The sequence below is a fragment of the Pseudodesulfovibrio sp. 5S69 genome (assembly GCF_037094465.1).
GTDB lineage: Bacteria > Desulfobacterota > Desulfovibrionia > Desulfovibrionales > Desulfovibrionaceae > Pseudodesulfovibrio > Pseudodesulfovibrio methanolicus.
Window position 1 is genome coordinate 1,741,941 of record NZ_CP146609.1, and the last position, 23,992, is coordinate 1,765,932.

The 23,992-nt window shown below is 64.2% G+C and carries 28 protein-coding genes; 9 read left to right on the forward strand and 19 right to left on the reverse strand.

Annotation, left to right across the window (positions count from 1 at the left end):
• Positions 1 to 64 precede the first annotated feature (64 nt).
• The 5 genes from V8V93_RS08110 to V8V93_RS08130 all read right to left on the reverse strand — a co-directional run bounded on the left by V8V93_RS08110 (position 65) and on the right by V8V93_RS08130 (position 3,564).
• Entirely contained in the window at positions 65 to 760 is a 696-nt protein-coding gene (locus tag V8V93_RS08110) for a hypothetical protein (RefSeq protein WP_338669857.1), read from the reverse strand.
• Positions 761 to 847: 87 nt separating this feature from the next.
• On the reverse strand, positions 848 to 1,444 hold the full coding sequence (locus V8V93_RS08115; protein ID WP_338669858.1) for a TIGR00730 family Rossman fold protein: 597 nt from the start codon (positions 1,442 to 1,444) through the stop codon (positions 848 to 850).
• A complete protein-coding gene (locus V8V93_RS08120; protein ID WP_338669859.1) occupies positions 1,441 to 2,481 on the reverse strand; it encodes a threonine aldolase family protein in 1,041 nt (346 codons plus the stop codon). Before V8V93_RS08120 ends, V8V93_RS08115 begins: the two co-directional genes overlap by 4 nt.
• A gap of 45 nt (positions 2,482 to 2,526) precedes the next feature.
• Positions 2,527 to 3,105 carry a GDSL-type esterase/lipase family protein gene (locus V8V93_RS08125; RefSeq protein WP_338669860.1) on the reverse strand — a complete coding sequence of 193 codons (579 nt, stop codon included), beginning with the start codon at positions 3,103 to 3,105 and terminating at the stop codon, positions 2,527 to 2,529.
• Positions 3,106 to 3,114: 9 nt separating this feature from the next.
• Complete coding sequence (locus V8V93_RS08130; RefSeq protein WP_338669861.1) at positions 3,115 to 3,564, reverse strand: pyridoxamine 5'-phosphate oxidase family protein; 450 nt, start codon at positions 3,562 to 3,564, stop codon at positions 3,115 to 3,117.
• Positions 3,565 to 3,613: 49 nt separating this feature from the next.
• On the opposite strand from V8V93_RS08130, the gene V8V93_RS08135 reads away from it, so the two are divergent.
• The 3 genes from V8V93_RS08135 (at position 3,614) to nhaA (ending at position 6,477) form a co-directional block, all read left to right on the forward strand.
• Positions 3,614 to 4,342 carry a TIGR04283 family arsenosugar biosynthesis glycosyltransferase gene (locus V8V93_RS08135; protein ID WP_338669862.1) on the forward strand — a complete coding sequence of 243 codons (729 nt, stop codon included), beginning with the start codon at positions 3,614 to 3,616 and terminating at the stop codon, positions 4,340 to 4,342.
• The gene (locus V8V93_RS08140; protein ID WP_338669863.1) at positions 4,342 to 5,004 is read left to right on the forward strand and encodes a TIGR04282 family arsenosugar biosynthesis glycosyltransferase; all 663 of its coding nucleotides are present in this window, start codon (positions 4,342 to 4,344) and stop codon (positions 5,002 to 5,004) included. The genes V8V93_RS08135 and V8V93_RS08140 overlap by 1 nt, the downstream gene beginning before the upstream one ends.
• Positions 5,005 to 5,109: 105 nt before the next feature.
• Positions 5,110 to 6,477 carry a Na+/H+ antiporter NhaA gene (gene nhaA / locus V8V93_RS08145; protein WP_338669864.1) on the forward strand — a complete coding sequence of 456 codons (1,368 nt, stop codon included), beginning with the start codon at positions 5,110 to 5,112 and terminating at the stop codon, positions 6,475 to 6,477.
• Positions 6,478 to 6,548: 71 nt separating this feature from the next.
• Here nhaA and V8V93_RS08150 read toward each other — a convergent pair whose 3' ends face one another.
• From V8V93_RS08150 to rpmH, 7 genes are all read right to left on the reverse strand, one after another.
• Entirely contained in the window at positions 6,549 to 6,818 is a 270-nt protein-coding gene (locus V8V93_RS08150) for a hypothetical protein (protein WP_338669865.1), read from the reverse strand.
• Between the two features lies 1 nt (position 6,819).
• Positions 6,820 to 8,211, reverse strand: coding sequence for a tRNA uridine-5-carboxymethylaminomethyl(34) synthesis GTPase MnmE (gene mnmE, locus V8V93_RS08155; RefSeq protein WP_338669866.1), 1,392 nt, complete (start codon positions 8,209 to 8,211; stop codon positions 6,820 to 6,822).
• 137 nt (positions 8,212 to 8,348) lie between these two features.
• Entirely contained in the window at positions 8,349 to 9,431 is a 1,083-nt protein-coding gene (locus V8V93_RS08160; RefSeq protein WP_338669867.1) for a protein jag, read from the reverse strand.
• Positions 9,432 to 9,476: 45 nt separating this feature from the next.
• Positions 9,477 to 11,144, reverse strand: coding sequence for a membrane protein insertase YidC (yidC, locus tag V8V93_RS08165; RefSeq protein ID WP_338669868.1), 1,668 nt, complete (start codon positions 11,142 to 11,144; stop codon positions 9,477 to 9,479).
• The gene (yidD, locus tag V8V93_RS08170) at positions 11,114 to 11,395 is read right to left on the reverse strand and encodes a membrane protein insertion efficiency factor YidD (RefSeq protein WP_338669869.1); all 282 of its coding nucleotides are present in this window, start codon (positions 11,393 to 11,395) and stop codon (positions 11,114 to 11,116) included. The genes yidC and yidD overlap by 31 nt, the downstream gene beginning before the upstream one ends.
• 7 nt (positions 11,396 to 11,402) lie before the next feature.
• Positions 11,403 to 11,774 carry a ribonuclease P protein component gene (rnpA, locus tag V8V93_RS08175; RefSeq protein ID WP_338670171.1) on the reverse strand — a complete coding sequence of 124 codons (372 nt, stop codon included), beginning with the start codon at positions 11,772 to 11,774 and terminating at the stop codon, positions 11,403 to 11,405.
• Complete coding sequence (gene rpmH / locus V8V93_RS08180; RefSeq protein ID WP_071546398.1) at positions 11,762 to 11,896, reverse strand: 50S ribosomal protein L34; 135 nt, start codon at positions 11,894 to 11,896, stop codon at positions 11,762 to 11,764. The genes rnpA and rpmH overlap by 13 nt, the downstream gene beginning before the upstream one ends.
• 229 nt (positions 11,897 to 12,125) lie before the next feature.
• On the opposite strand from rpmH, the gene V8V93_RS08185 reads away from it, so the two are divergent.
• Complete coding sequence (locus tag V8V93_RS08185) at positions 12,126 to 12,779, forward strand: lactate utilization protein (protein WP_338669870.1); 654 nt, start codon at positions 12,126 to 12,128, stop codon at positions 12,777 to 12,779.
• A 244-nt stretch (positions 12,780 to 13,023) separates the two neighbouring features.
• A complete protein-coding gene (locus V8V93_RS08190) occupies positions 13,024 to 13,770 on the forward strand; it encodes a UPF0280 family protein (protein WP_338670172.1) in 747 nt (248 codons plus the stop codon).
• On the opposite strand, the gene V8V93_RS08195 is transcribed toward V8V93_RS08190, so the two are convergent.
• The 4 genes from V8V93_RS08195 to V8V93_RS08210 form a co-directional block, all read right to left on the reverse strand.
• Positions 13,767 to 14,303, reverse strand: a complete 537-nt coding sequence (locus tag V8V93_RS08195) for a GNAT family N-acetyltransferase (protein ID WP_338669871.1) — start codon at positions 14,301 to 14,303, stop codon at positions 13,767 to 13,769. The two genes, V8V93_RS08190 and V8V93_RS08195, sit on opposite strands and share 4 nt — an antisense overlap.
• A gap of 5 nt (positions 14,304 to 14,308) precedes the next feature.
• Complete coding sequence (locus V8V93_RS08200) at positions 14,309 to 14,956, reverse strand: Crp/Fnr family transcriptional regulator (RefSeq protein WP_338670173.1); 648 nt, start codon at positions 14,954 to 14,956, stop codon at positions 14,309 to 14,311.
• A 61-nt stretch (positions 14,957 to 15,017) separates the two neighbouring features.
• Positions 15,018 to 16,982 carry a diguanylate cyclase gene (locus tag V8V93_RS08205; protein ID WP_338669872.1) on the reverse strand — a complete coding sequence of 655 codons (1,965 nt, stop codon included), beginning with the start codon at positions 16,980 to 16,982 and terminating at the stop codon, positions 15,018 to 15,020.
• 13 nt (positions 16,983 to 16,995) lie between these two features.
• Positions 16,996 to 17,295, reverse strand: coding sequence for an MTH1187 family thiamine-binding protein (locus V8V93_RS08210; protein WP_338669873.1), 300 nt, complete (start codon positions 17,293 to 17,295; stop codon positions 16,996 to 16,998).
• Between the two features lie 482 nt (positions 17,296 to 17,777).
• Between V8V93_RS08210 and V8V93_RS08215 the strand changes: the two genes are divergently transcribed.
• The 4 genes from V8V93_RS08215 (at position 17,778) to V8V93_RS08230 (ending at position 21,816) form a co-directional block, all read left to right on the forward strand.
• Complete coding sequence (locus V8V93_RS08215) at positions 17,778 to 18,764, forward strand: hydrogenase small subunit (RefSeq protein WP_338669874.1); 987 nt, start codon at positions 17,778 to 17,780, stop codon at positions 18,762 to 18,764.
• Between the two features lie 67 nt (positions 18,765 to 18,831).
• Positions 18,832 to 20,550 carry a nickel-dependent hydrogenase large subunit gene (locus V8V93_RS08220; protein WP_338669875.1) on the forward strand — a complete coding sequence of 573 codons (1,719 nt, stop codon included), beginning with the start codon at positions 18,832 to 18,834 and terminating at the stop codon, positions 20,548 to 20,550.
• Between the two features lie 457 nt (positions 20,551 to 21,007).
• The gene (locus tag V8V93_RS08225; RefSeq protein WP_338669876.1) at positions 21,008 to 21,517 is read left to right on the forward strand and encodes a hypothetical protein; all 510 of its coding nucleotides are present in this window, start codon (positions 21,008 to 21,010) and stop codon (positions 21,515 to 21,517) included.
• 20 nt (positions 21,518 to 21,537) lie between these two features.
• Positions 21,538 to 21,816, forward strand: a complete 279-nt coding sequence (locus tag V8V93_RS08230; RefSeq protein ID WP_338669877.1) for an SMR family transporter — start codon at positions 21,538 to 21,540, stop codon at positions 21,814 to 21,816.
• Positions 21,817 to 21,905: 89 nt separating this feature from the next.
• Here the strand turns inward: V8V93_RS08230 and V8V93_RS08235 are convergent, their stop codons facing one another.
• The 3 genes from V8V93_RS08235 to V8V93_RS08245 form a co-directional block, all read right to left on the reverse strand.
• Positions 21,906 to 22,163: a HypC/HybG/HupF family hydrogenase formation chaperone gene (locus tag V8V93_RS08235; protein ID WP_338669878.1), complete on the reverse strand. Its 258-nt coding sequence runs from the start codon at positions 22,161 to 22,163 to the stop codon at positions 21,906 to 21,908.
• Complete coding sequence (locus V8V93_RS08240; RefSeq protein ID WP_338669879.1) at positions 22,132 to 22,686, reverse strand: HyaD/HybD family hydrogenase maturation endopeptidase; 555 nt, start codon at positions 22,684 to 22,686, stop codon at positions 22,132 to 22,134. The genes V8V93_RS08235 and V8V93_RS08240 overlap by 32 nt, the downstream gene beginning before the upstream one ends.
• An 88-nt stretch (positions 22,687 to 22,774) precedes the next feature.
• Complete coding sequence (locus V8V93_RS08245) at positions 22,775 to 23,863, reverse strand: class I SAM-dependent methyltransferase (RefSeq protein ID WP_338669880.1); 1,089 nt, start codon at positions 23,861 to 23,863, stop codon at positions 22,775 to 22,777.
• Positions 23,864 to 23,992: the final 129 nt, after the last annotated feature.

Below are 23,992 nucleotides of genomic sequence, written 5' to 3' on the forward strand. Positions count from 1 at the left end.
CGGACCGGAGAGGTTCGGGGCTTTGCGTTCATTGGCCAGCACAACGGAGTGCGGTGCGGTATGGCTAGACCAGGATGTCTATGGCGGCGGGTATGGATTCAGGTAGCATGGAATCGGCCGGATTGTAGGGCGGCTGCGACCCCGCGTCCGCCGATTGGTCGGAAGCGGTGACGGTTTTCTTTTCTCCGGACGGGGTTGCCCCGGTCGGGTCGGCCTGCGTTTTGCCGTCCAGACTTTTCTCAAGCTCCTCCCGGGGAGCGGTGGTATTTTCCAACGCCTTTTCGCTTTCCGGTTTCACGGCCTCGTCGGCCTTTTCCTCAATTTCTTCGCGGATATCCTCGAGCTTTTCGTTGTTGGTGTCCGAAACCTCGTTGTCGATGACCGTCTTGACGTGGTCGGCGGCCTCCTCGCCTATGCGCTCACGGTCGATGTTGTTGATTTTGTCGCCCGCAAGGGCTTTGGCCTTTGCGGTCAGGTCAACGAGGTTGTTGTATCCGGCCACCACAGAGCGCATCTGATTCGAAAAGGTCTTTTCGAGTTCAAATCCCATCATGAGGCCGGTGATGTATTTCGACTGTTTCCTGCCTGCATGCACGAAGTGCCCGGTCATCGTGTTGTCGGCGGCCAAGGCCTTCTGTGTATATGCGGCGTCGGGAATCGGGGCGGAGGGGGGCGCCTCTGAAGAGGCTCGCTGCCCGCCGATGGACATGGAGAGTCCGGTTTTTTCCTGCGAAGAAAGGTCAATGCCGAAGAGTTGCATAGTACCCATCCATTGATAGAGTGCATGAATTGTATCGACGCTTCTTTGGTTTTCTTGAGGTCGAAGGCGCAAAAAAAAGAGCCTCGTCTAGAGGCCCTTTTTCAATTCAATCCATTTGTCCACATGCGGCGGATCGTACTCGGCGAACAGGTCGATCAGCTCGCCGGGGTCGGGGCTGGTCAGGACCATGCGCCGGTGGTCGGCCATGAGGAAACCCTCGGCGACCATGCGATCCATGTGCTCGGCCAGGCAGGTGTAGTAGCCGTTCACGTCCAGCAGGCCGCACGGCTTGGCGTGGTAGCCGATCTGATTCCAGGTCAGGACCTCGAAAAACTCCTCCAGCGTGCCGATGCCGCCGGGCAGGGTGATGAACCCGTCCGAGAAGTCGGCCATGAGCTGCTTGCGCTCGTGCATGGAGTTGACCACGTGGGACTCGGTCAGTCCCTGGTGGGCGATTTCCTTCTCGACCAGCCGCTTGGGGATGACCCCGATGACCTCGCCGCCCTCGGCCAGGCAGGCGTCGGCAAGGCGGCCCATGAGCCCGGTGGAGGACCCGCCGTAGACCAGGCCGATCCCGCGCGCGGCCAGCTCGCGGCCGACCGATTCGGCAGCGGCCACGTAGGCCGGGTTGTTGCCCGGATTGGACCCCAGGTAGACGCAGAGGCGTTTCAGTTCCCGGCTCATGCTACCGCCTGCATGGCCTGACGCAGGTCGTCCACGAACTCGTCGACCATCGCCTCGGTGGTGGCCCAGGAGGTCATCCAGCGCACGGTCTGATCGTGCTCGTTCCATACGTAGAAGTAGTATTTCTTGAGCAGAATCTCCGTGGCCTCGGGCGGGATGTGCGCGAACAGGGAGTTGCAGTCCACGGTGCCCTTGATGGTCACGCCGTCGATGGCCCCGGCCTTTTCGGCCAGCCGTTTGGCCATGGCGTTGGCGTTCTGCGCGTTCTTGAGCCACAGGTCGTCCTTGAGGTAGGCCTCGAGCTGGGCCGAGACGAAGCGCATCTTGGAGACCAACTGCATGGCCTGCTTGCGCAGGTAGGGAAAGCCCTGGCCGATGTCCGGGTTGAGGAAGATCACGGCCTCGCCCATGAGGCAGCCGTTCTTGGTCCCGCCGAAGGAGATGAAGTCCACGTCCAGGGCGGTGGTCATGTCGAAGAAGGAGCAGTTGAGCGCCGCGCAGGCGTTGGCCAGGCGCGCGCCGTCCAGGTGCACCAGCAGGTCGCGGTCGTGGGCGAATTCCACCAGGTCCTCGATCTCCTTGAGGGTGTACAGCTTGCCCACCTCGGTGGGCTGGGTGATGGAGATGACCTTGGGCTGGGAGGCGTGCACGAAGCCGACGTGCCCGAGGTAGGGGGCGACCATGCCGGGCGTGAGCTTGCCGTCCGGAGACGGGATGGGCACCAGCTTGATGCCGCCGAAGGCCTCGGGCGCGCCGCACTCGTCGTTGTTGATGTGGGCCTGCTCGGCGCAGAGCACGGAGTTGTAGGTGTGGGTCACGGAGCGCAGGCCGAGGACGTTGGCCGCCGTGCCGGTGGTCACGTAATGGATGCGCGCCTGGGACCCGAAGTATTCCTTGAACACCTCATCGGTGTGGATGGACAGTTCGTCGTCGCCGTAGGACTTGAGGTGCCCGGTGTTGACCCGGACCACGGCCTCCATGACGGCCGGGTGGGCCCCCGAGTTGTTGTCGCTGGCAAAGGATTTCAAATCGCTCATTACTTATCGCTCGTTTCCTGTTGTTCGATTCTTATCGTTCAATTTTTAGTCCAGCCCGAGGAACTCCCGGGCCGCGTGGGTTTGCATCAGGTACTCGGCCAGGGTTGCGTACCCCTTGGCCGCCGGATGGACATTGTCGTAGGCCTCAAGGGCCGAGGCGTAGGCGTCGGATTCGCGCAGGAAGCCGATCACCGGGACGTGGGGCACGCCGAGCCGCTCGCACACGGACTCGAACCCCAGGGAAAGCTGGATGATGCGCTCGGTCCTGTCCTGGTCGCCCACGGGCATGGGGCCGATGAACAGGGTCGGGCCCAAGGCCTTGGCCTCGGACAGGATGGCCTCGGCATTGTCGAAGGAGGCCTTGGCGGGCACGTCGTTGGAGATGTCGGCCACGCCGAAGGAGAAGACCAGCCGGGTGTTCTGGCCCGGCAGGAAACGGCGCGTGACCTCCTCCTTCCAGCGCTCGCGGATCTTGGTCGTGGTGTTGGCGCGCACGCCGAGGTTGTACCAGGTCAGGTCCTGGCCGTGGTGCATCATGGCGGAGGCGAGCCGTCCGGGCCAGCCGAGCCCGGCCTCGTCGCCGCAGCCGAGCGTCAGGGAATCGCCGATGAAAAAGGTGATCATGGTGCCCTCCTATTCCTTGATCCGCGCGGTGGCGGAATGCATGTCGATGGCGTATGCACCGGTAATGGCCAGGACCTTTTCGTTGTAGGGCATGGCGCGGCCCGCATACTTGAGGGTAATCAGGTCCAGTGCGCGCATCTTTTCGTCGCCGGTAAGCCGGCGCGGCACGCCGCGGCCCATAACCGAGCGAAAACGATAACCCAACTCGCAGGCGTTGTCTTCGCTGGTCTTGAGTTCCATGTCCACGGCAGCGGAAAAGGCCAGGGGAGCGCCCGAGTCCAGGCAGGCGGCCTTGCGGCCCCTTTTGCCCGAGTGGACGAACAGGGTGTCGCCCTCCACCGCGAAATTCACGGGCACGCAGTGCGGGCCCTCGTCGTCGACCAGGGCCAGCCAGACTACCTCGGCCTTGTCCAGGATGTCGGCCAGCACGCCTTTGTCTTCGGTCACGCCTTTGCGCATCGCTCCCTCCGGTCTTTATTAAAAACGGCAAACAGTCTAGTAATCCCCCATGGACCCGATGGCAACCTCCGCACGTTCCATTTCCGTGATCATCCCGGTGTACGGCGAGTCCGCGATCATCAATCGGACGGTCCGGCAGGTGCGCGCATCCGCTTTGGACCGGCCGGTGGAGATCGTGGTGGCCGACGGCGGACCGGGCCACACGACCCTGAAGACTCTGCGCGAACCGGACGTGGCCGGGGTGCGTTGCCCGCCCGGCCGGGGCGTGCAGATGAACGCGGGCGCAGCCGTGGCCGGAGGGGACGTCCTGCTCTTCCTGCACGCGGACACCCGGCTGCCCGAGGGGTGGCCGGAGGCCGTGGACCGCGCCCTCGTCAGGGACGGCGGCCGCGTCCGGGCCGGGGCCTTTTCCCTGGCCATCGATTCCCGCCGATGGGCCCTGGCCGTGGTCGCCCGGTTCGCCAACCTGCGCTCCCGCTTGGAGCGCGTGCCTTACGGCGACCAGGCCCCGTTCCTCGATGCGGCGCTGTTTCGCGAACTGGGCGGATTCGCGACCATCCCGATTATGGAGGACGTGGAACTGTTCCGGCGGCTCAAGCGGCGGGGCGAGCCGGTCGCCATTCTCGGGGAGCGCGTCCTGACCTCCCCCCGGCGGTGGGAGCGCGACGGCGTGGTCCGGCGGACGCTCGGCAACTGGCGGCTGCGGCTGCGCTACGCCCTGGGCGCCGCGCCCGAGGACCTGGCGCGTTCCTACCGGCCCGGCAGCGGGGAGGATTGATGCGCGACTGCCTGCTGTTCTTCGTCCGCCACCCGGAACCCGGACGGGTCAAAACCCGGATGATCGGCCCGGCCCGGCCCGAACTGGTGGCCGACTTCTACGCGGCCATGGTCGAGGGCATGCTCGATCGACTCGATAACGGGCTCGGCGCGGACCTGATTGTCTGTTTCACGCCCGCCACGCGGGTCGAGGTCATGCGGGCGTGGCTCGGCCCGAACCGCCGCTTCCTGGCCCAGCGGGGCAGGGACCTGGGCGAGCGCATGGCGAACGCATTTCGGGACGCCTTTGCCTTGGGCTATGACCGGGCGGTCCTGACCGGCAGCGACATCCCCGGGCTGACGCCGTCCATCGTCCGCCAGGGGCTCGACGCGCTTGCCCCCGGACGGGCGGCCCTGGGCCCGGCCGAGGACGGCGGCTACTTTCTGGCGGGCTTTTACCGCGACGGGTTTGTCCCGGCCCTGTTCGACGAGGCGCAGTGGGGGGGCTCCAGGGTGTACGCGCGGGCCCTGGAGCGGCTGGCGGCGGCGGATATGGACGCGGCCGTGCTCGACCGGTTGGCGGACCTGGACACCGTGGACGACCTGCGGGCCATGCTCGATTCGCCCGGCTGCCCCCTGGCCGGAAGGGCTCTGGCGCTGGCCCGGAAGCTGGTTGGGCGCTGACCGGACGCGGCGAACCCACGGCATTCCATGGCGAAAAGCGGCAGATGTTGCCCTTCATGGGGATACTGGTATACTCGCTCCAGTCATCCCCAAAAGGAGCATCCCATGACCCGACCCGAGGACAGGCCGCTGCCGGTTCACTACGTACTCCATTCCTTCGACAAGTTCTTCCGCATGGAGGCGGCGGGCGGCATCGCGCTCATGGCCTGCACCATGGCGGCTCTGGTCTGGGCCAACTCGCCGTGGGCCCCCTCCTACGAGGCGTTGTGGCAGACCCGGCTGACCGTGGGTGTGGGCGGCTGGGTCCTGTCCAAGCCCGTGCTGCTGTGGATCAACGACGGGCTCATGGCCATCTTTTTCTTCCTGGTGGGGCTGGAGATCAAGCGTGAACTGCTGGTGGGCGGGCTGTCCACCCCGAGCCGAACCATCATGCCCGTGGCCGCGGCCATGGGCGGCATGGCCGTGCCCGCGCTGATCTTCTTCGGCCTGAACGCGGGCCACGAGTCCATCGCGGGCTGGGGCATCCCCATGGCCACGGACATCGCCTTCGCGCTGGGGATCATGTCCCTGCTCGGCAGTCGCGTGCCCGTTGGGCTCAAGATATTCCTGACCGCCGTGGCCATCGTGGACGACATCGGGGCCATCCTGGTCATCGCCATCTTCTACACCGCCTCCCTGAACCTGACGGCCCTGTTTGTCGGGCTGGCCGGGTTGGCGCTCATGGCCGTGCTCAACCTGCGCTGGCGCATCCGCCATTCCATCCCGTACCTGGCCCTCGGGGTGATCGTCTGGTTCGCCTTCCTCCTGTCCGGCATCCACGCAACCATCGCGGGCGTGCTGGCGGCCATGACCATCCCGGCCGGGACGCGCATGAATTGCGCCACCTTCGTCGCCGAGTTGCGCGAGGCGGCCGAGGTTTTCGAGATGGCCATCACGCCGGGCAAGAGCGTGCTGACCAACAAGGAGCAGCAGATGGCCCTGCACGCCATGGAGCACGCCTACGAGGCGGCCACCACGCCCTTGCAGAACATCGAGCACGGCCTGCATCCCTGGGTCTCCTTCTTCATCATGCCGGTCTTCGCCCTGGCCAACGCGGGCGTATCCCTGGACGCCGAGGTCTTCCGCGAACTGTTTAGCCCGGTCTCGATCGGGGTGTTCGTCGGCCTGGTCGTGGGCAAGCAGGTCGGTGTGACCGGGGCGTGCTGGCTGGTGAACAGGCTCGGCCTGGCCGCCTTCCCGGACCGGACCACACTGGTCCACCTGTGGGGCGCGGCCTGCCTGGCGGGCGTGGGCTTCACCATGTCCATCTTCATCGGCAACCTGGCCTTCGACGAGGGCTCCTCCCTGGTGGCCCTGGCCAAGATCGCCATCCTGTTCGCCTCCCTGGTCTCGGGCGCGCTCGGTTTCGTGGTCCTCAAGTACGTGGCCCCGGCCAGCCCGGCGGGCGGCGCGGAGACCAACTCCCAGGCGTAGGCCCCGTGCGGATGACGGCAAAGCCCCCGCCGGTCGATGACCGGCGGGGGCTTTTGTCCATGGAGAGTCGGCTAGAAGTCGATCAGCCCCAGGGGGTCGAGCTCGGAGACTTCCACGCGCACGAAGGTGGCCACGTCGAAGAAGAGGTCCGAGCTGATCTCGGTCAGTCGCCATCGGCTGCCCGTGCCGAAGGAGTTCCACAGCTCGGTCTGGATGCCCTGGCGGACCTTGAAGGACACGGTGTCCACCTCGGGGTCGGACCCTTCCAGGTGGGTCTGCATGAGCGGCACCAGGCCGCAGGTGACGTGCTGCACGTCGATCAATTCGGGTTCCTTGGTCATGTCATTTTCCTATGCAGAACGAGTCGAAGATGGTGTTGAGCACGTCGTTCGCCGCGATCTCGCCGGTGATGCCGGAAAGCACGTCGCAGGCGGTTTCCAGGCGCACGCTCAAGAGGTCGTAGGGGATGCCCGCGTCGGCGTCGGCGGCCAGGTCGTCCAGCTCGCGGTCGGCCTCGGCCAGCACGGCGGCCTGCCGGGCGTTGGGCGCCAGTTCGTCCGGGTCGGGCTGGCCCGCGTCCTTGAGGATGCGTTCGCGGATGCGCGCGGCCAGGGTATCCAGGCCCGCGCCGGTCTTGGCCGACACGGCCACGGTCTCGAAGCCGAGGGCGGCGAGCGGCGCGCCGTTGGCCTCGTCGAAACCGTCGAGGTCCGCCTTGTTCAGCACGGCCAGCCCCTTGTCCGGGCCGGTGCGCCGGGCGGCGTCCAGGGTGTCGTCGTCCACGGGCACGGTGCCGTCCATGAGGACCAGGACCAGGTCGGCCCGGTCCATGAGTTCGCGGCCCATGGTCAATCCGGCGGCCTCCACGGCGTCGTCCGTGGCCCGGATGCCCGCGGTGTCGGCCAAGCGGATGGACAACCCGTCCAGGTTCAGGGTCTCCTCCAGGTAGTCGCGGGTCGTGCCCGGCTGGTCCGTGACGATGGCCCGGTTGCGGCCGAGCAGCGCGTTCATCAGGCTCGACTTGCCCGCGTTGACCCGGCCCGCCAGGACCGCCAAGGCCCCTTCGCGCCAGGCGCGGGTGCGGTCCACGGCCCGGAGCAGGGCGGCGATCTCGCCGCGCACGGCTTCCACGGTGCGTATCAATTCCTCCGGGGAGAGGCACTCCAGCTCCTCATCCGGAAAGTCCACGGCCACGGCCAGTTGGGCGCGCAGCCCTTCGAGCCGGGCGCGCAGGTCCGCGATCTTGCGCCCGAGCAGGCCGGACAGCTTGACCTGGGCAAGGTGCATGGCCGCCTTGGTCGGGGCGTGGATCATCTCGGCCACGGCCTCGGCCTGGGACAGGTCCATGCGCCCGTTCATGAACGCGCGGTAGGTGAATTCGCCGCGTTCGGCCAGGCGCGCACCCCGGTTCAGGGCCTCCTGGAGGACAGCGCCGAGCACGGCACGGCCGCCGTGACAATTGAGCTCGACCACGTCCTCGCCGGTGTAGGAATTGGGGCCGGGCATGCAGGCGCAGAGTACGTCGTCCAGGTCCGCACCATTGGCGTCGACCACGTGGCCGTAGTGCAGGCGATAGGGCTTGAAATCGGTGAAGGCCGCGTTCGCCGGGCGGAACAGGGCGCGGGCGATGTCGCGGGCGCGCGGGCCGCTGATGCGGATGATGCCCACGCCGCCGTCGCCGGGCGGGGTGGCGATGGCCGCGATGGTGTCCTGTGCGTGCCTGGGGTCGAGCATGAGGATTCCTTACAGGAGCTTCGGTTGAATGGCAAAGCCGTTTCCAGCAATAAAAAGGCCGCTCCAATGAGCGGCCTTCCTAAAATCACAAGGCTGTCGAGAGCGGTGCGTATGCGCCGCTCTTGAAAGTCGCGTCCTTAGTAGCGGGCGCGGCCGTTGCCGTTCTTGCGGCTCTTGGGGACGATGAGCACGCGCTTCATGGGGCCGTCGCCCTTGGAGCGGGTGAAGACCGTCTCGTTGTCCTGCAGGGCCAGGTGGATGACGCGGCGGTGGTAGGAGGACAGGGGCTTGGTGGACTGGGTCCGGCCCAGGCTGTCCGCCTTCTCGGCCAGGTGCCAGGCGATCTGCCTGAGCTTGTCGTCCTGGCGCTCGCGGTAGTCGCCGGTGTCGACCTGGATGCGCACCGAGGCCTCCATCTTGCGGGAGACCAGCCGGTTGACCAGGTACTGGATGGAGGACAGGGTCTGGCCCTCGCGGCCGATGATCAGGCCGGAGTTCTCCTCGTCGTCGATGAAGACCTTGACCCGGTCGGATTCCAGGGTGATCTCCACGGTGGTCTCGCCCACGATGGGGGTCAGCAGCTCGCCCATGACCTCGCGCACGGCGTTCTCGAGGAGCGTCGGGTCGAACTCGGACATGTCGGTGCGGGGCCGTTCCTCACGCGGTTCGCGCGGCTCACGGGGTTCACGCGGCTCCCGGGGCTTGCGTTCGCGGGGCTTGCGCTCGCGGCTCTTTTTCTCGCCCTTGGGCGGACGGGGCTTTTTCTCGCGGGGCTTGCGGGCCGGGGGCTCGTCGGTCGGCTCGGGCTCGACCACGTTGCCGTTGATGTCGTTGTATTCCTCCACGGGGATGACGTTGCCGTTGGGCTCCTCGTCCGGGATTGTCTCAACGATCGCTTCCACGGTCTCTTCCACGATCTCGACGACCTCCTCCACGGCAGCCTCGGGTTCGGCCGGGGCCTTGGCCTCGCGCTTGGGTTTGGCCTCGCGCTTGGGCTTGGCGGGCTTGCTCTCGCCGTTGAGGATGTCGGAAGCGTTCACCTGGGCGCGGGGGCGGGCCTGAACCTTGGCCTTTTTGACGCCCATGATACCGAAGATGCCGGAGGATCCTCCGGACAGGATTTCGATTTCCAGCCGGTCGCGCTGCAGATTGAAGTAGTCACATGCGCTTTCGATCGCTTCGTCCAGGTCCTTCCCCTGGAATTCTTTGAAGTCACTCATTCTCGTATCCTTCTCAAGCCGGGGTGATGAAGCCCCCCGGTGGCGTTAGTCGTTGCTCGCGGCGGCCGGGGCCTTGGATTTCCTGGCGATCATCAGTTGCTGTCCGATGGACAGGAGGTTGTTGAAGAGCCAGTAGATGACCAGGCCGGACGGGAACTGCAGGAACATGAAAGTGAAGACCAGCGGCATGAAGAGCATGATCTTCTGCTGCGTGGCATCGCCTGTGCTCGGGGTCATCCGCTGCTGCAGGAACATGGACGCGCCCATGATGATCGGCGAGATATAGTACGGGTCCTTGGCGGACAGGTCGGCCAGCCAGGGCAGGTCGGTGAAGGGCAGGTGGGCGATGAACGGGGCATGCCGCAGCTCCACCGCGCCGAGCAGGGCCTTGTACAGGCCGAAGAAGACGGGGATCTGGACGACCATCGGCAGACAGCCGCCCATGGGGTTGACCTTGTACGTCTTGTACAGGGCCATGGTCTCCTGGTTGAGGCGTTGCTTGTCGTCGCCGTATTTCTCGCGCAGCTTGGCGACCATGGGCTGGAGCTTCTTCATCTTTTCCATGGAAGCGTAGCTCCTCTGGGATAGGGGCCAGAAGATCAGCTTGATGATTATGGTCAGGATGATGATGGCCACGCCGTAGTTGCCGATGTAGCCGTAGAAGAAGTTCAGGGCCACCAGCAGGGGCTTGGCCAGGAAGTCGAACCAGCCGAAGTTGACCGTGTCGCTCAGGTCGTTGGGCATCTGGGCCAGCATCTTGCGGTCCGTGGAACCCACGAAATAGGAGGTCTTCAGGGTCTTGGCCACATTGGGCATGAACGTGGCCTTGTCGGACACGGCCATGCGGAAGATGTCGCCCTGCATGCCCGCGGACAGGGAGGCGTTCTCGGTCCTGGGCATGATCGCGAACAGGAAGTAGTTGGACTCGATGGCGCCCCACTTGAGGTCGCCGGGCGCGGACAGCCCGTCCTTGCGCAGATCGTCGCGGTCGCTCAGCTCCTTGCGGGTGTCCTTGGTCAGGTAGACCACGCGGGTGGGGTTGTAGCGGTCGCTTTCATCGGACATGGACTTGGCCGCGGCGGTGAAGGACAGGGCTCCCTCGGCGCCGGTGCCGGTCAGGTTGGTGACCGTTGCCGCCTCGTCGATGAGGTAGGAATCGGGATGGAAGGTCAGCACCCGTTCGATGCGGTAGCCGTCCACCTGGCCGGTGAAGGTCAGGGTCTTGGTCCCGTCGGCCTTGGTCAGGGTCAGGTCGGAGCCGGAGAAGGCCCACTTGCCGCGACGCCAGGTGTGGTATTCCTTGTCGTTCAGGGTCAGGATCAGGCCCAGCGGGCCCTTGGCGAAGGCATCGGCGCCGACCAGGTCGACGAACGGGGAGTCCTTCTCAATGGTTTCGCGGTACTTCTTGAGGATGAACTTTTCGAGTACGCCGCCCTGGGAATTGAACACGGCGGTGTACAGCGGGGTGTCCACCGTGACGGACACGCCGTCGGTGGGGACGAATTCGGGAACGGGAGCAGCTTCCGTGGCGGCTTTGGCTGCGTCTTGGGATTTTTGGGTGAGGGCGGCCGTCTTTTGCTCGGCCTCGGCGGCCTTGCGGGCCATTTCCGCTTTTTGTTCCGCCGAGGGACCCGTGATGTACTGCCATCCGAAAAGGACGATAGCGCTCAGGACCAGGGCAATTACAAGACGGATTTGCTCCTTCTTCTCCATGGGGTGAATCTCGCTTTGGTTTTGGAATCGGGCCAAACGGCCGGGACGGGGTCAAATCCCCCGCGGCATAGAGGCTGGCAACGAAGGAGACGCCAAAGCGCAAGAAGGCTCCCCTTGAAGGCGCCATGGCGGATCAGGGCTTCCTTCGCGTACTCGGAGCACGATGGATAGAACCTGCAGGCCGGAGGCAGCAAGGGGGAGATGAGTTTCTGGTAAAACCAAATGAGCGCCAGGAATAATGAGCGCATCATTTCCTCTCTAAGAGGCCGCCGCTTCCGAACGCAAACGGCTCAAAAGCGGGGTAAACTCTTCTTTGGCGAGGGCGAGGGTCAGCTGCTTGGCCTCAAGGTTCCGCTTCGGAACAACGACGATATCCAGAGGCAAATCAAAATCGAATTGATGCAGCCTGAAATACTCGCGCACCACCCTCTTTATACGGTTGCGCGCCACTGCGTGTCCCATCTTTTTACTGACAGTCAGCCCCAGGCGGATGCCGCCGTCAGGGTCGCTGCGCTTGCGCATGAACAGGATGAAACTCTTCGTGAAATGCTTCTTGCCCTGCTCGTAACAAGCGGTGAATTCAGGGCTTCCGAGCAGCCGACGCTCCTTGTTCCAAGCTAGACGGCTAATCTCTTACGCCCTTTGGCGCGACGGCGGGCGAGCACCTTGCGACCGTTTTTGGTGCGCGAACGCACCAGGAAACCGTGGGTTCTCTTGCGGCGGCATTTGCTGGGCTGGTAAGTACGTTTCATATCTGTGATCTCCTGAAGAGTAAAATTTGCTGGAAGTTGCGTTGAACGGAAGCATATAACCGCTGGCCCTGAGGCCGTCAAGCGGTATTTTCTCCGGGTTTCGGGGACTCCGCTTCCGGCCGGGCGGGTTTTCTGCTACAAGCTTTTTCACCGCTTGGCGAGCGAAAAATCGAGCGTTTTCCAAATTGCCGCAGAACACGTTATTAATGAATTATATACCGGAGGCCATATGGACAAGCCCGTGGACAACTACTGGAACCTGCACCTGACCGATCTCAAGGAACAACTCGAAAAGAACGGCTTCGACGTGTACATGGCCGACTCCCTGGCCGAGGCGCGTGACGTCGTGGTCAACGAGATCCTGCCCGAGCTCAAGCCGAAGACCGTGTCCTGGGGCGGGTCCGCCACCCTGGCCGCCTCCGGGCTCTACGAATACCTGCGCGACAACCCGGACTATGAGGCCCTGGACACCTGGGACGGCTCGCTCTCGGCCGAGGAGAAGCACGAATTGCGTCGTCGTGCCCTGCTTACGGACTGCTTCTTCGGCAGCACCAACGCCGTCACCAGCGAAGGGCACCTGGTCAACCTGGACATGATCGGCAACCGCGTGGGGGCCATCAACTTCGGCCCCCGCGACGTGGTCCTGCTCGTCGGCAGGAACAAGCTCGTGCCCGACCTGGAACGGGCCATGGAGCGCATCAAGGAATACGCCGCCCCGGTCAACGCCATGCGCCTGGACAAGAAGACCCCCTGCGTCAAGACCGGCTACTGCATGGACTGCTCGTCCCCGGACCGCATCTGCAACGTCTGGACGATCACCGAAAAATCGCTCCCCAAGGGACGCATCAAGGTCGTCCTCGTCAACGAGGACCAGGGCTTTTAGCGGGAGGGATCGGTGCCTCGGCGGCGGGGAAGGGGAAAGGGAACCCTTTGAGAAAAGGGTTCCCTTTCCCCTTCCCGGACCTCCATCCCCTTTCCTTCCTGAACTTTCGTGCCGCCTTCGGCGGGTGCGGTGTGGAAAAGGGTGTTCGTTGGTTGTGCGTTGTGGGGGCGGGTGTGGATAGGGTGTTCGTAAACGTGTTCGTATGCTGTTCCGTATTCGGAACATCGGCGGGGAGGGATTGGTGATGGCCGGGAAACATCTTTCCACAGAGCGCGGGTACCGGCGCATGGTCCGGTCCCGGGAGGGCGAGGTCCGCTTCCAGGTGGCCGTGGAGCAGACCGACCTGCTCGTGGTGGCCGAGCTCGACCTGCGTGACGAGATAGCCGCCTTTGTCTCCACGGTGCGCGGCGAGATCAAGAACTGGATCATGTTCCACCCGGAGTTCGCCGAGAGCCTCGTGCCCGTGGCCGTGCCGGACAGCGCGCCGGACGTCGTCCGGGCCATGGCCGCCGCGGCCGAGCCGTGCGGGGTGGGGCCCATGGCCGCCGTGGCCGGGGCCGTGGCCCAGGCCGTGGGCGAGGCGTTCGCTTCGCGCAGCCCGAATATTCTGGTGGAGAACGGCGGGGACACCTACCTGCGCTCCACGCGCGAGCGGGTGGTGGCGCTGCTGGCCGATCCCGGGTCCGGGGCGTCCGTGGGACTGCGCATAGAGGCCGGCGCCTTCCCGGTGGCCCTGTGCGCCTCCAGCGGGACCATCGGACACTCCCTGAGCCTCGGCTCCGGCGACCTGGTGGCCGTGCGCGCCAAGGACGCCCGGCTGGCCGACGCCGCGGCCACGGCCCTGTGCAACATGCTGGGTTCCGAAAAGGATATGGACCGGGTGCTCCGGCGCGCCAGGGAACTGGCCGCCCACGGGTTGGACGGGGTCTTCGCCCAGTACGACGCCAAGGTGGCCGCCTGGGGCGACCTGGAGCTGGTGGCCCTGGACTAGAGCAGCAGGCCGTATATCCACAGGTCGGTGAGCTTTCCCCATTTGCGGACCACGCCCCGGCGCAGCCCTTCCTGGCGGAAGCCCGTCTTTTCCAGCACCCGGCGCGAGGCCGGGTTCCAGCCGAAACAGACGGCCGTGAGCTGCTCGATGACCGTCTCGTCGCGCATGTAGCGGACCAGCTCGCCCACAATCTCGGTGGCCAGCCCCTTGCCCCAGTGGGCCGGGTCGAGCCAGTAGCCCACTTTGGCGGTGTGCGCCTCCACGTCCGTGCCCCGGATGGTCCCGCAACTGCCCACGAGCTTCCCGCCGAGGAAGACCGCGAACTGCCACTTGTCCCCGCCCGCACCGTCCCGCGACCAGTGGACCAGCCGTTCGGCCGCGGCCTCGTCAAAGGGGTGGGGGAACCGGAAGGAGGTGTTCCAGGATATCTCCCTGGTGTTCGCCACGGGCGGGATCAGGGGGATGTCCTCCATCCGCCAGGGGCGCAGCCGACAGCGCGCTGTCTCCAGTCTGGTGTCCAGAAAGTCGTTCATGCCCTTTACTCCTGCTTCTGCATGACCGCGGCGAGCATGTCCCGCTCGCGGATGCGGATGATCCGGACGTCGTTTTCGTCCCGGCCCACGGCCAGGAGCCCCTGGTCGGCCAGGCCGTGGATGTATTGCTCGATCCGTTCCGGGGTGCTCACGAAGGTCTCGGCCAGGGCCTTGACCGTGGCCCCGTATTTCAGTTCGAACTTGCCGCAGGTGGAGAAGAGGTCGAGGATGCGGACCACGCCCAATCCCACGGACGGGGCCTTCATGGCCTTGCGCGTGGTGGATTTCAGGCGGGCCACCAGGACGGTGATGATGGAGGCGATGACCTTGGGGGATTCGCGCATGAACTCGTCCAGGTCGTCGCGGGTGACCACGATGACCTTGGAGTCCTCCAGGGCGATGGCCGTGGCCGTGCGCACGCCGTCATCCAGGAACAGGGCCATTTCGCCGAAGATGGAGATGGGCTTGAGGATGGCGAAGACCTTCTTGCGGTCCTCGAAGTTCTTGGAAATCTCGATCCTGCCCTCGGTCAGGATGTACGCTGCGTCGCCCTTGCTGCCCTCGCTGAAGACCATGTTGTGCCTGAGCACGTTGCGCATCAGGTAGTTTCCGCGCGAGACCGGTTTCAACTGCACGTTCTGCTGGGTGATCATGGCCACGGCCGTGTTCCTCCGTTTCGTTTATGGATGGATCCTGTCCTAAAGCCGGCGAGGGTCACAGCCGGACCACCGAGTTGCGGCCCGACTGCTTGGCTTTATACAGGGCCTCGTCCGCGCGCTTGAGCAGGTCGTTGATGGAGTCCTCGGCGGTCATGGCCGTCACGCCTATGGACACGGTCACGACCAGGTCTCCGGCTTCGGTGGGAACGGGCCGGTTCGCGGCCATGGCCCGGATGCGTTCGGCCGCCTCCACGGCCTGCCCGGCCCGGGTCTCCACCAGCAGGGCGGCGAACTCCTCTCCGCCCATGCGGGCGAAGATGTCGCTCTGCCGGAAGTCGGCCCGGCAGCGCAGGGCGAAGGTGCGCAGGACCTCGTCCCCGGTGGCGTGGCCGTGGGAGTCGTTTACTTCCTTGAAATGATCGAGGTCGAACATGAGCACGGTCAGGGGGTGGCCGAACCGCTTGGCCCGCGCCAACTCGCTCTTGGCCCGCTGGAAAAAGGCGTGCCGGTTGTGGGCTCCGGTCAGTTGGTCGCGGGTGGCCATGCGTTGCAGCCGGGCCTCCAACCGCCGCTTTCCGGTGACGTCATGGACGATGGAGTAGTGGAGTTGGCGGTGCCCCAGTGAGACCGGCCCGGTGAAGACCTCCACGTCCCGACGGGTGCCGTCCTTGAGGGTGTGCACCTGCTTGAAATAACTGCGCCGTTCCTCGGCCGCCTCCTTGAGTTCCCGGTACATCTCCTCGTCGGTCATGCAGTCCAACTGGCGGATGGTCATGGAGGTCATTTCCTCGTTGGTGTAGCCGTAGTATTGGCAGGCCGCCGGATTGACGAACTGGATGGTCGAGTCCAGGGGGTCGTGCAGGAGCATGACCGCCTTGTTCTCTTCGAAGAAGGCCCGGTGCAGCTCATCGCGTTCCTCCACGGCCCGGGCCGCCTCCACCAGGTCCGTGACGTCCTGCAGGATGCCGTTGAAGGACCCGTCCGCGTTCAGCCGACCCGAGAGCTCCGCCCACATGGGCGAGCCGTCCACCCGGCGCAGCTCGGTGCGGAAGCGGGAGATCTCCCCGTCGCGGTGCAGGGCCTCCCACAGGCGGTCCCGGTCCTCCCGGTGCATGTAGTGGTTCAGTACGTTGACCTTGGCCGTCGCGGCCGAGGAGGCGTAGCCCATGATGTCGGCCACGGTCCGGTTGGCCTCGATGACGATGCCCTCGGCGCTGATCAGGTAGATGCCCACCAGAGCGTTCTCGAAGAGCTGGCGGTAGCGCTTCTCGCTGTCGGCCAGGGCCGCCTCCTTGCCCGCGATGTGCCGGAGCATACCGTTGTGGGCCTCGATGACCTCGCCGATTTCGTCGTCGCTGCGCCAATCGGCCTCGGTCCAGCGGCCGGTTTCTCCGGTGGTGCGGATGGCGCCGAGCAGCGCCTTGAGCGGGCGACTCACGGTCCGGTTGAAGGCATAGGCCGCGCCGGACAGGGTGACGGCGACGATCAGCAGGAACTGGAGCATCTGCCACAGGAATTGCTGGCGGAATTGCTTTTCGGCAAAGGTGTGCGTGTAGTAAATGGCCAGCCTGCCCATGTCCGCGCGGCTGCCGTCGGGCATGCGCCTGTATATGTCGCGCCGCAGGGTCTTGAGGCCGCTCACGTGGTCCTCGGGGGTGATCCCGTAGGACAGGAAGAGGTCGCCGTTCTCGTCGTATATCTCGGCCCCGAGCATGGCGGGGTTGCTCGAAATGGTGGCCAGGGCGCTGACCATCTCCTCGGTCTGGTAGTTCCACAGCAGGCCGTCCAGCACGCGGCTGGTGGCCGTGGCGAAGATGCCGACGTCGGTGTCGATCTTGTTCATGATGTCGCGCCGGGTGAAGTGCCCGACTGCGAGCATGAACAACAGGATGCCCACCACCAGGGGGGGCAGGATGCGCACCAGGAACTTGAAGATCAGGGACCTGCTGGCCCGCACGCCGGGCGGCCTGGGCTTGTGCTCTTCGGCCTCTGCGGCCTGTCTGTCCGGTGGTGCGTCCATGGGCGGTCGGTCCTTACGCCAGCTTGCTCTCGACGCTCTGGAGCTTCTGGCTCATGCCGTCGCGGCGGCCCTTGCGGGCGTCCACCTTGATGGTCATGTACAGGCGGTCCGAATCCTTCTCCAGCTCGCGGTAGCAGGCGTCGACCACCCCCATGACGTCGGCCCATTCGCCTTCGATGCTGGTGCCCATGGGGCAGAGACGGTATTTCAGGCCGGATGCCTTGATGACGTTCAGGGCGCGGGAGACGTAGGCGCTCAGACCGGAGCCGCCCTTGTCCAGGGGGAAGATGGAAAGGTCAATGATGACGGCCATGGGAAGGTCCTCCTTGGGATTGGTGATTCGTCTCCTGTTTTAGCGGAATTGTAGGCGGAGTGGAAGAATGGAATCAATTATTGTTTCGGCACGTACAGATATTTTCGGCGGGCGTCCGGGAGGGCCGGGCGATCGGCACGGCGTTCGGGGCCGGACCGGATTGTCGACCGCCGATGCCCGTGGGCGGGGCCTTCTGTGATTTTTGTCACGTGTTCTCGCCAAGTCGCCTAGCTTGCCGATTCGCTTGAAAGTTTTTTAAAGTTGCCTATTGATTTTGTTTGTAAAGCGCGATACGACTTTGTTAATTAATTTTTCCGGGGGGTTATAGCACGAACTCGGAAAAAGAATGTTAATCGTGTCACGTTTTTGTTAATCGTGACAAAGAGACGGTTTAGGTCCGAGTTCGGGCTTGTGCCCGACGGTTATGGGGGGAATAACGGTGTTCTCCTCATAACAGACTCATTTTATTACGGAGGTGTTCTATGAAATTTTCCGTAGGTCATGGCAAGGAAGGAGCCGTGGAACGGCTGGAAAAACGCGGCGTCTCTCGCCGTGATTTCATGAAGTTCTGCGGAACCGTGGCCGCAGTGATGGGCATGGGGCCGGCTTTCGCTCCGAAAGTCGCCGAAGCCCTCACAGCTGACAACAGGCCCGACGTCGTTTGGCTGCACAACGCCGAATGTACCGGTTGTTCCGAATCCATCCTGAGGACCGTCGAGCCCTACATCGACGCCCTCATCCTGGACTACATCTCGCTGGACTACCATGAGACCATCATGGCCGCCGCGGGTCATGCCGCAGAGAAGGCTCTGTGGGATACGGTCAACGCCGGCAATTTCGTGGCCGTCATCGAAGGCGGCGTCCCGACCGCTCCGACCGGTACCGCCAACGAGCCCGGCGCGTACGGCAAGGTCGGCGGCCACACCATGCTGGAGACCACCACCAAGGTCGTCAACGCGGCTGCCGCCACCATCACGTACGGCACCTGCGCGTCCTACGGCGGCGTGCAGAAGGCCGCCCCGAACCCGACCGGTGCCAAGGGCGTCGGCGAGCTGTTCCCGGACAAGACGTTCATCAACGTCCCCGGCTGCCCGCCCAACCCGTTCTCCCTGGTCGGCACCATCGTGCACTACCTCACCAAGGGTATCCCCGAACTCGACGACGTCGGGCGTCCGATCCCCTTCTACGGCGAGACCGTGCACGACAACTGCCCGAGGCAGGAGCATTTCGACATGGACGAATTCGCGCCTTCCTTCGGTTCCGAAGAAGCCCGCAAGGGCTGGTGTCTGCGTAAGCTCGGTTGTCGTGGTCCCGAGACCTTCAACAACTGCCCCACTGTCAAGTTCAACCAGTACAACTGGCCTGTCCAGGCCGGCCATCCCTGCATCGGCTGCTCGCAGCCCGAGTTCTGGGACGGCGCCGACTGGGATGGCGAAACCTACTTCTACACCGACCTCACCAATCTCTAATTGGTGGTCGGAACGGGTTTCGTTCAACTAACGCAGACAGAATCAGAATTCTTAAGGAGGATACAATATGTCTGGTTGCTCCCCTAAAGCCGCCCCGATGGCGCATGGGAAACACGATGTCGTAGTTGATCCGGTCACCAGGATCGAGGGTCACCTGCGCATTGAGGCCGTGGTCGAAGATGGCAAAATCGTGGACGTCCGCAGCAGCTCCCAGCTGTTCCGCGGTCTGGAGATCATCCTGAAAGGCCGTGATCCCCGCGATGCACAGCACTTCACCCAGCGCTCCTGCGGCGTCTGCACCTACGTGCACGCGCTCGCTTCCGTCCGTTGCGTCGACAACGCCGTCGGCGTGGACAAGGTACTGCCCCACAACGCCACCATCATCCGCAACCTGGTGCTGGCGGCTCAGTTCATGCACGACCACATCGTGCATTTCTATCACCTGCATGCCCTGGACTTCGTCGACGTCACCGGCTGCCTGTCCGCCGACGTCAACAAGACCGCTGAAATCGCCGCCGCCGTCGCCAAGACCGTGCGCCCTGATCCCAAGATCGTCTCTTCCAAGGAAGACCTTCAGAAGACCAAGGACACCGTCAAGAGCATCGTCGACTCCGGCCGCCTGGGCATCTTCACCAACGCCTACTTCCTCGGCGGCCACCCGGCCTACGTCCTGCCGCCCGAGGTCAACCTGCTGGCCACCAACCACTACCTGAACGCCCTGCACCTGCAGGTCAAGGCCGCTCGCGCCATGGCAGTGTTCGGTGCCAAGAACCCGCACACCCAGTTCACCGTCATGGGTGGCGTGTCTTGCTACGAAGGCCTGACCGACAAGTACATCAATGACTTCCTGGCCCTGTATGCGGACATCAAGGACTTCATCCTCGACTGCTACATCCCGGACCTCATCGCTGTTGCCAGCTACTACAAGGACTGGGCTTCCATCGGCGGCACCACCAACTTCATGAGCTTCGGCGAATACCCGGCGCAGGGCGGCGAGGCCGACCTGAACTCCCGGTACATCAAGCCCGGCGTCATCTTCGATCGCAAGATCACCGACGTCCAGGCCTTTGACCCGACCAAGATCGAGGAGCACGTCAAGCACTCCTGGTACAAGGACAGCTCTCCGAAGCATCCCTACAACGGCGTCACCGATCCCATGTACACCAGCCTGGACGACAAGGCGAAGTACTCCTGGATGAAGGCTCCCCGCTACGAAGGCAAGTCCACCGAAGTGGGCCCGCTGGCCACCTGCCTGGTCAACTACGGCCTGGGCCATCCCGAGTTCGTCAAGTACGTCAACTTCGTCCTCGGCAAACTGGAAGTCGGCCCCGAGGCCCTCTTCTCCACCCTGGGCCGCACCGGCGCCCGCGGTATCGAGTGCCTGATCACCTGCCTGAAGACCGAAGACATGGTCAACGATCTGAAGGAGAACATCGCCAAGGGCAACCTCGATATCTGCAAGGATTGGGACATGCCCGCCGAAGCGCAGGGCGTTGGCTTCGTCAATGCTCCCCGCGGCGGCCTGAGCCACTGGATCGACATCAAGAACAGCAAGATCGACAACTTCCAGCTCGTGGTCCCGTCCACCTGGAACCTCGGTCCCCGCTGCGACAACAACCTGCCCGGCCCCACTGAAGAGGCCCTGCTGGACAACACCCCGATCGCCGATCCGGAACGCCCGGTCGAGATCCTGCGTACCGTCCACTCCTATGACCCCTGCATCGCCTGCGGCGTGCACGTCATCGACAACAAGACCGGCAACGTCAAAAAGTTCCGCGTTTTGTAAGAGTGCAGGCGCTGACGCGCAAAAAAACAGAGGCCCGGCTTATGCCGGGCCTCTTTTTTTTGCGCTGGCGCCTGCGGCGGCTTCGGATAGCGGGCCATCCGCACATTTTCCGAGGGGGGATTTGATCCTCACGCAGGCCCACTACGCTGCGGTCAAATCCGCCCTCGAAAAATGCACGGCTGACCCACTCTACGAAGTTTCGCTCCGTGCGTGCTCGGGGGTGGAGGGTTGCGGGAGTGGGGGAAATCTGCGCGGTGAGGTGGTGCGTGGGCGTCGCTGTTGGGTGGCGTTTCCAACCAAGGCGCTGGAGGCGGTTGGTGGAGGGGAGAGGCGGGCAGTATCGGGTGAACGCTGTTGGGCGGCTGCGCACCCAAGGCGCTTGTTGTGAAGGGGGGATGAGGCGCACGGAGAAAGGGGCGGTTTGACCTTTCGGGGGTTGTTGGCTACGGATTCGGGTATGCGGAGAGAAGAGGAAAGAGTGGGCGTTGTCGGGCGCGGGGCGCGGTATGTGAAGGCCGCGCCGTGGCCGTATGTGACCGGGGCCTTGGCGCTGCTGGCCGCCTTCGTGTTGAAGGGGGCCGGGGCGGCGCAGTGGGCCTCGGGAGATGCGTCCGGGGGCGCGGTCTTGTGCTGGTGGGGCGGGGGCTGGCTGGTGGTCGCCTTTTTCGCCCTGGCCGACGGCGTGTCGCGACACCGGGAGTACCGCCGGATCAAGGCCATGCTGCTCAAGTACGGGTTCAGCGAGCGCATTCTCAGGCCGCTCGCCCGGTCGCGTTGCCAACGGGACGCCGCCCTGCACGCCGCCCGCGAGACCGGGCACCTGGACCGCGCCCGCGCCTATTTCCACGGACTCGGCTACCGCTGGTACCACATCCTGCCCGACATGGTGGTCCGCAATCCGCTGGCCTTCGCCAGCCCCGCCTTCCTGCGCACCTCGTTCCTGCCCGGCAAGAAACAACAGGTCTGATCTCGGGCCCCGGCGGCATCATGGGATACGTCCCTCCGGCCCTGACCATTGTCTGCGGCATCGTCTGCACCACCGCGCTTCAGGCGAGCGACGGGTTTTCCCGACTCGGGCCGAGCCTGCTGGTGGTCGCCGGGTACGGGCTGGCCTTCTTCCTCCTGGCCCTGGTCTTGCGGGCCATCTCCCTGGGCGGCCCACGCCATCTGGGTGGGGTCGGGCATCGTGCGCGTCGGCTTGCGGGGAGGGCCGTCACAAGCAAAGTCCGGACTTCCCGGCCATGCCCGGCATGGGCTTCATCCTGATCGAGGCGGAGCCTGGCCGCCGGAGGCAGACGGCAAAAAGGCCCGGAACGCCAAGCGTCCCGGGCCTTTTCCCATCCGTTGTGCGGGGGTTAGAGCATCTCGTGCTGGTACGCTTCGCCGCCCAGGAGTTCGACCATGTCGCGCAGGATTTTCAGGGTCTCCTGGGCCTCCTTGGGGTCGAGCTTGCGCAGGGCGAACCCGGCGTGGATGATGATATAGTCGCCGATGGCAACTTCCTCGTCCATGAGCATGATGGACGCCTGGACCGTGGTGTCGCCTTCGCCCACTTTGCAGGTGGCGACGCCGTCACTGATTTCAAGAATTTCTGCTGGTATCGCGAGGCACATAGATCTTCTCCGTTGCGGGGTTGTCGTCCGTCCGAAGGGCGTAGGAAGCGCCGGCGGCCTTCACTTCCTCGAGGACCAGGGCTTCCATCTCGGGCAGCTTGGCTTCGAGTTCCGGTGACAGGGCGGCGGACATGTCCTTGTAGTTGACCGGCTCGATGCCGTAGAGGATCACGTCGTCCGGCACACTCCCGATGATGCTACACTGGGCCAGCGTATCGAGCAAGTCGGTCTGGTGCATGGAATTCTTGAAGGCGCATGCCTTGTTCAGGTCCTCGCCCAGCAGGCGGAAGATCTCGCCCGGCTCGCCCTCGTTGAGCACGATGTCCACGATGATCAGATAGTCCGACTCCATGATCGGGCCCATGAGCTTGAGCCCCAGCGTGCCGCCGTCGAGCACGGTGACGTTGTCGGAAAAATGATATTTCTGTTCGAGTTCCTCGGCCACGCGGACGCCGAATCCCTCGTCGGTGAACAGGATGTTGCCGACGCCCAGAATGAGAATGCGTTTGTCTTTTTCAGGCATGGCTTTCACTTAGTAGAGAGCCAAGGTTTTCGCAAGGTCTAAAACGGAAATCCGTTTCCGATATCGGGGCTGTGCGCGTGAAATGGACTCACCGCGTGGCGTAATAGGTCGAACTGACCTGGCCGCCGGGCAGGCTTTGGTTAGATTGTACCTCGACCATGCGCCCGCCCGCCATGGACACCACCTGCTCCACGGTCTCCACCGGGATGGCGTGGGTCTCGCTGTAGGGCCGTTCGGCGGCCAGCGGGGCGTCTGTCCCGGGTTGTTCCGATGCGGGGACGACCAGAACCGGTATGACGCATTGAGCCTCGTCGGGATTGATCATGGGTTTGCCGAAATAGTCCATTGCGGTGATGGCCAGGACGAAATTGCCCGGTACTGCCGGAGAGGCCGCGAGGTAATCCATCTCCACAGAATCGCCGGGTTGGAGCACGGTTTGCGGCAAATTCAGGCGGCCGTGGTTTTGTGCCATCTCATCGGTGTCGATATTGTACCAGTGATGGATCAGGCGCACGGGCGCGTTGGTCTGTTGGTCCATTCCTATGGGATGCGTGCCGGTATTGGTCGCCTTCACGCGTATGGTCAGCTTGGAGCCGCACTCAAGGAGCATGGCCTCCGTACCGGCAGAAAGGGCGCAGGCCAAGCCTTCATCGGGATAGGCGAACACAGCCTTGGCGCTGGGGCAGTGGAAAACGGCCAGCCCGCCCGGTTTGAGCACGCGAATGAACTCCGCGATGTACCGTACGCCCACATGGGGCCGGATGTGTTGGAGCACATGCGCGGTGAGGACCATGTCGAAGCTGCCGTCGCGGAACAGCGAGAGGTCGTCGGTCTCGTTCAGCCGGTATATGCAGTGCATGCCGAATTGGTTGAATTCCCGGGCCTTGGCCAGCATGGACGGGGCGATGTCCACACCGACGCAGGTTTTGAAATGATCGCACAGGGCCTGCGTCAATCTTCCGACTCCGCAGCCGAAGTCCAGCGCGGAGGTCCTCCCCTCGGGCAGGCCGTTGGCCTTCATCCAGGCGGCGATGTGGTTGACGTGGCCGGCTCCCGTTTCAAAGAACTCTTGTACGTCCCACGCATTGTTCACTTTATCCGGTGAAGAGGCCACGGCCCAGAGCGGGTCTTCCCGGCCGAAGGTGTTCCAGTTTCTTTGCAACTCCTGCAGATACATGCGCGCTCTCCTTTTACGCCCGGAAGATCGGGACGGCTTTGTCAAAGAGGTTTGCAGGTCTTATGCCAGGCTTTGTGGAGAGGAAACGGAAAATGGACGGGCCGGGGCGTGCAGCCCCGGCCCGCCGGG

Coding starts and splice junctions, on each gene's coding strand:
- V8V93_RS08110 (WP_338669857.1), bottom strand. CDS start 760: ATGCAACTCTTCGGCATTGACCTTTCTTCGCAGGAAAAAACCGGACTC.
- V8V93_RS08115 (WP_338669858.1), bottom strand. CDS start 1,444: ATGAGCCGGGAACTGAAACGCCTCTGCGTCTACCTGGGGTCCAATCCG.
- V8V93_RS08120 (WP_338669859.1), bottom strand. CDS start 2,481: ATGAGCGATTTGAAATCCTTTGCCAGCGACAACAACTCGGGGGCCCAC.
- V8V93_RS08125 (WP_338669860.1), bottom strand. CDS start 3,105: ATGATCACCTTTTTCATCGGCGATTCCCTGACGCTCGGCTGCGGCGAC.
- V8V93_RS08130 (WP_338669861.1), bottom strand. CDS start 3,564: ATGCGCAAAGGCGTGACCGAAGACAAAGGCGTGCTGGCCGACATCCTG.
- V8V93_RS08135 (WP_338669862.1), top strand. CDS start 3,614: ATGGACCCGATGGCAACCTCCGCACGTTCCATTTCCGTGATCATCCCG.
- V8V93_RS08140 (WP_338669863.1), top strand. CDS start 4,342: ATGCGCGACTGCCTGCTGTTCTTCGTCCGCCACCCGGAACCCGGACGG.
- nhaA (WP_338669864.1), top strand. CDS start 5,110: ATGACCCGACCCGAGGACAGGCCGCTGCCGGTTCACTACGTACTCCAT.
- V8V93_RS08150 (WP_338669865.1), bottom strand. CDS start 6,818: ATGACCAAGGAACCCGAATTGATCGACGTGCAGCACGTCACCTGCGGC.
- mnmE (WP_338669866.1), bottom strand. CDS start 8,211: ATGCTCGACCCCAGGCACGCACAGGACACCATCGCGGCCATCGCCACC.
- V8V93_RS08160 (WP_338669867.1), bottom strand. CDS start 9,431: ATGAGTGACTTCAAAGAATTCCAGGGGAAGGACCTGGACGAAGCGATC.
- yidC (WP_338669868.1), bottom strand. CDS start 11,144: ATGGAGAAGAAGGAGCAAATCCGTCTTGTAATTGCCCTGGTCCTGAGC.
- yidD (WP_338669869.1), bottom strand. CDS start 11,395: ATGATGCGCTCATTATTCCTGGCGCTCATTTGGTTTTACCAGAAACTC.
- rpmH (WP_071546398.1), bottom strand. CDS start 11,896: ATGAAACGTACTTACCAGCCCAGCAAATGCCGCCGCAAGAGAACCCAC.
- V8V93_RS08185 (WP_338669870.1), top strand. CDS start 12,126: ATGGACAAGCCCGTGGACAACTACTGGAACCTGCACCTGACCGATCTC.
- V8V93_RS08190 (WP_338670172.1), top strand. CDS start 13,024: ATGGCCGGGAAACATCTTTCCACAGAGCGCGGGTACCGGCGCATGGTC.
- V8V93_RS08195 (WP_338669871.1), bottom strand. CDS start 14,303: ATGAACGACTTTCTGGACACCAGACTGGAGACAGCGCGCTGTCGGCTG.
- V8V93_RS08200 (WP_338670173.1), bottom strand. CDS start 14,956: ATGATCACCCAGCAGAACGTGCAGTTGAAACCGGTCTCGCGCGGAAAC.
- V8V93_RS08205 (WP_338669872.1), bottom strand. CDS start 16,982: ATGGACGCACCACCGGACAGACAGGCCGCAGAGGCCGAAGAGCACAAG.
- V8V93_RS08210 (WP_338669873.1), bottom strand. CDS start 17,295: ATGGCCGTCATCATTGACCTTTCCATCTTCCCCCTGGACAAGGGCGGC.
- V8V93_RS08215 (WP_338669874.1), top strand. CDS start 17,778: ATGAAATTTTCCGTAGGTCATGGCAAGGAAGGAGCCGTGGAACGGCTG.
- V8V93_RS08220 (WP_338669875.1), top strand. CDS start 18,832: ATGTCTGGTTGCTCCCCTAAAGCCGCCCCGATGGCGCATGGGAAACAC.
- V8V93_RS08225 (WP_338669876.1), top strand. CDS start 21,008: ATGCGGAGAGAAGAGGAAAGAGTGGGCGTTGTCGGGCGCGGGGCGCGG.
- V8V93_RS08230 (WP_338669877.1), top strand. CDS start 21,538: ATGGGATACGTCCCTCCGGCCCTGACCATTGTCTGCGGCATCGTCTGC.
- V8V93_RS08235 (WP_338669878.1), bottom strand. CDS start 22,163: ATGTGCCTCGCGATACCAGCAGAAATTCTTGAAATCAGTGACGGCGTC.
- V8V93_RS08240 (WP_338669879.1), bottom strand. CDS start 22,686: ATGCCTGAAAAAGACAAACGCATTCTCATTCTGGGCGTCGGCAACATC.
- V8V93_RS08245 (WP_338669880.1), bottom strand. CDS start 23,863: ATGTATCTGCAGGAGTTGCAAAGAAACTGGAACACCTTCGGCCGGGAA.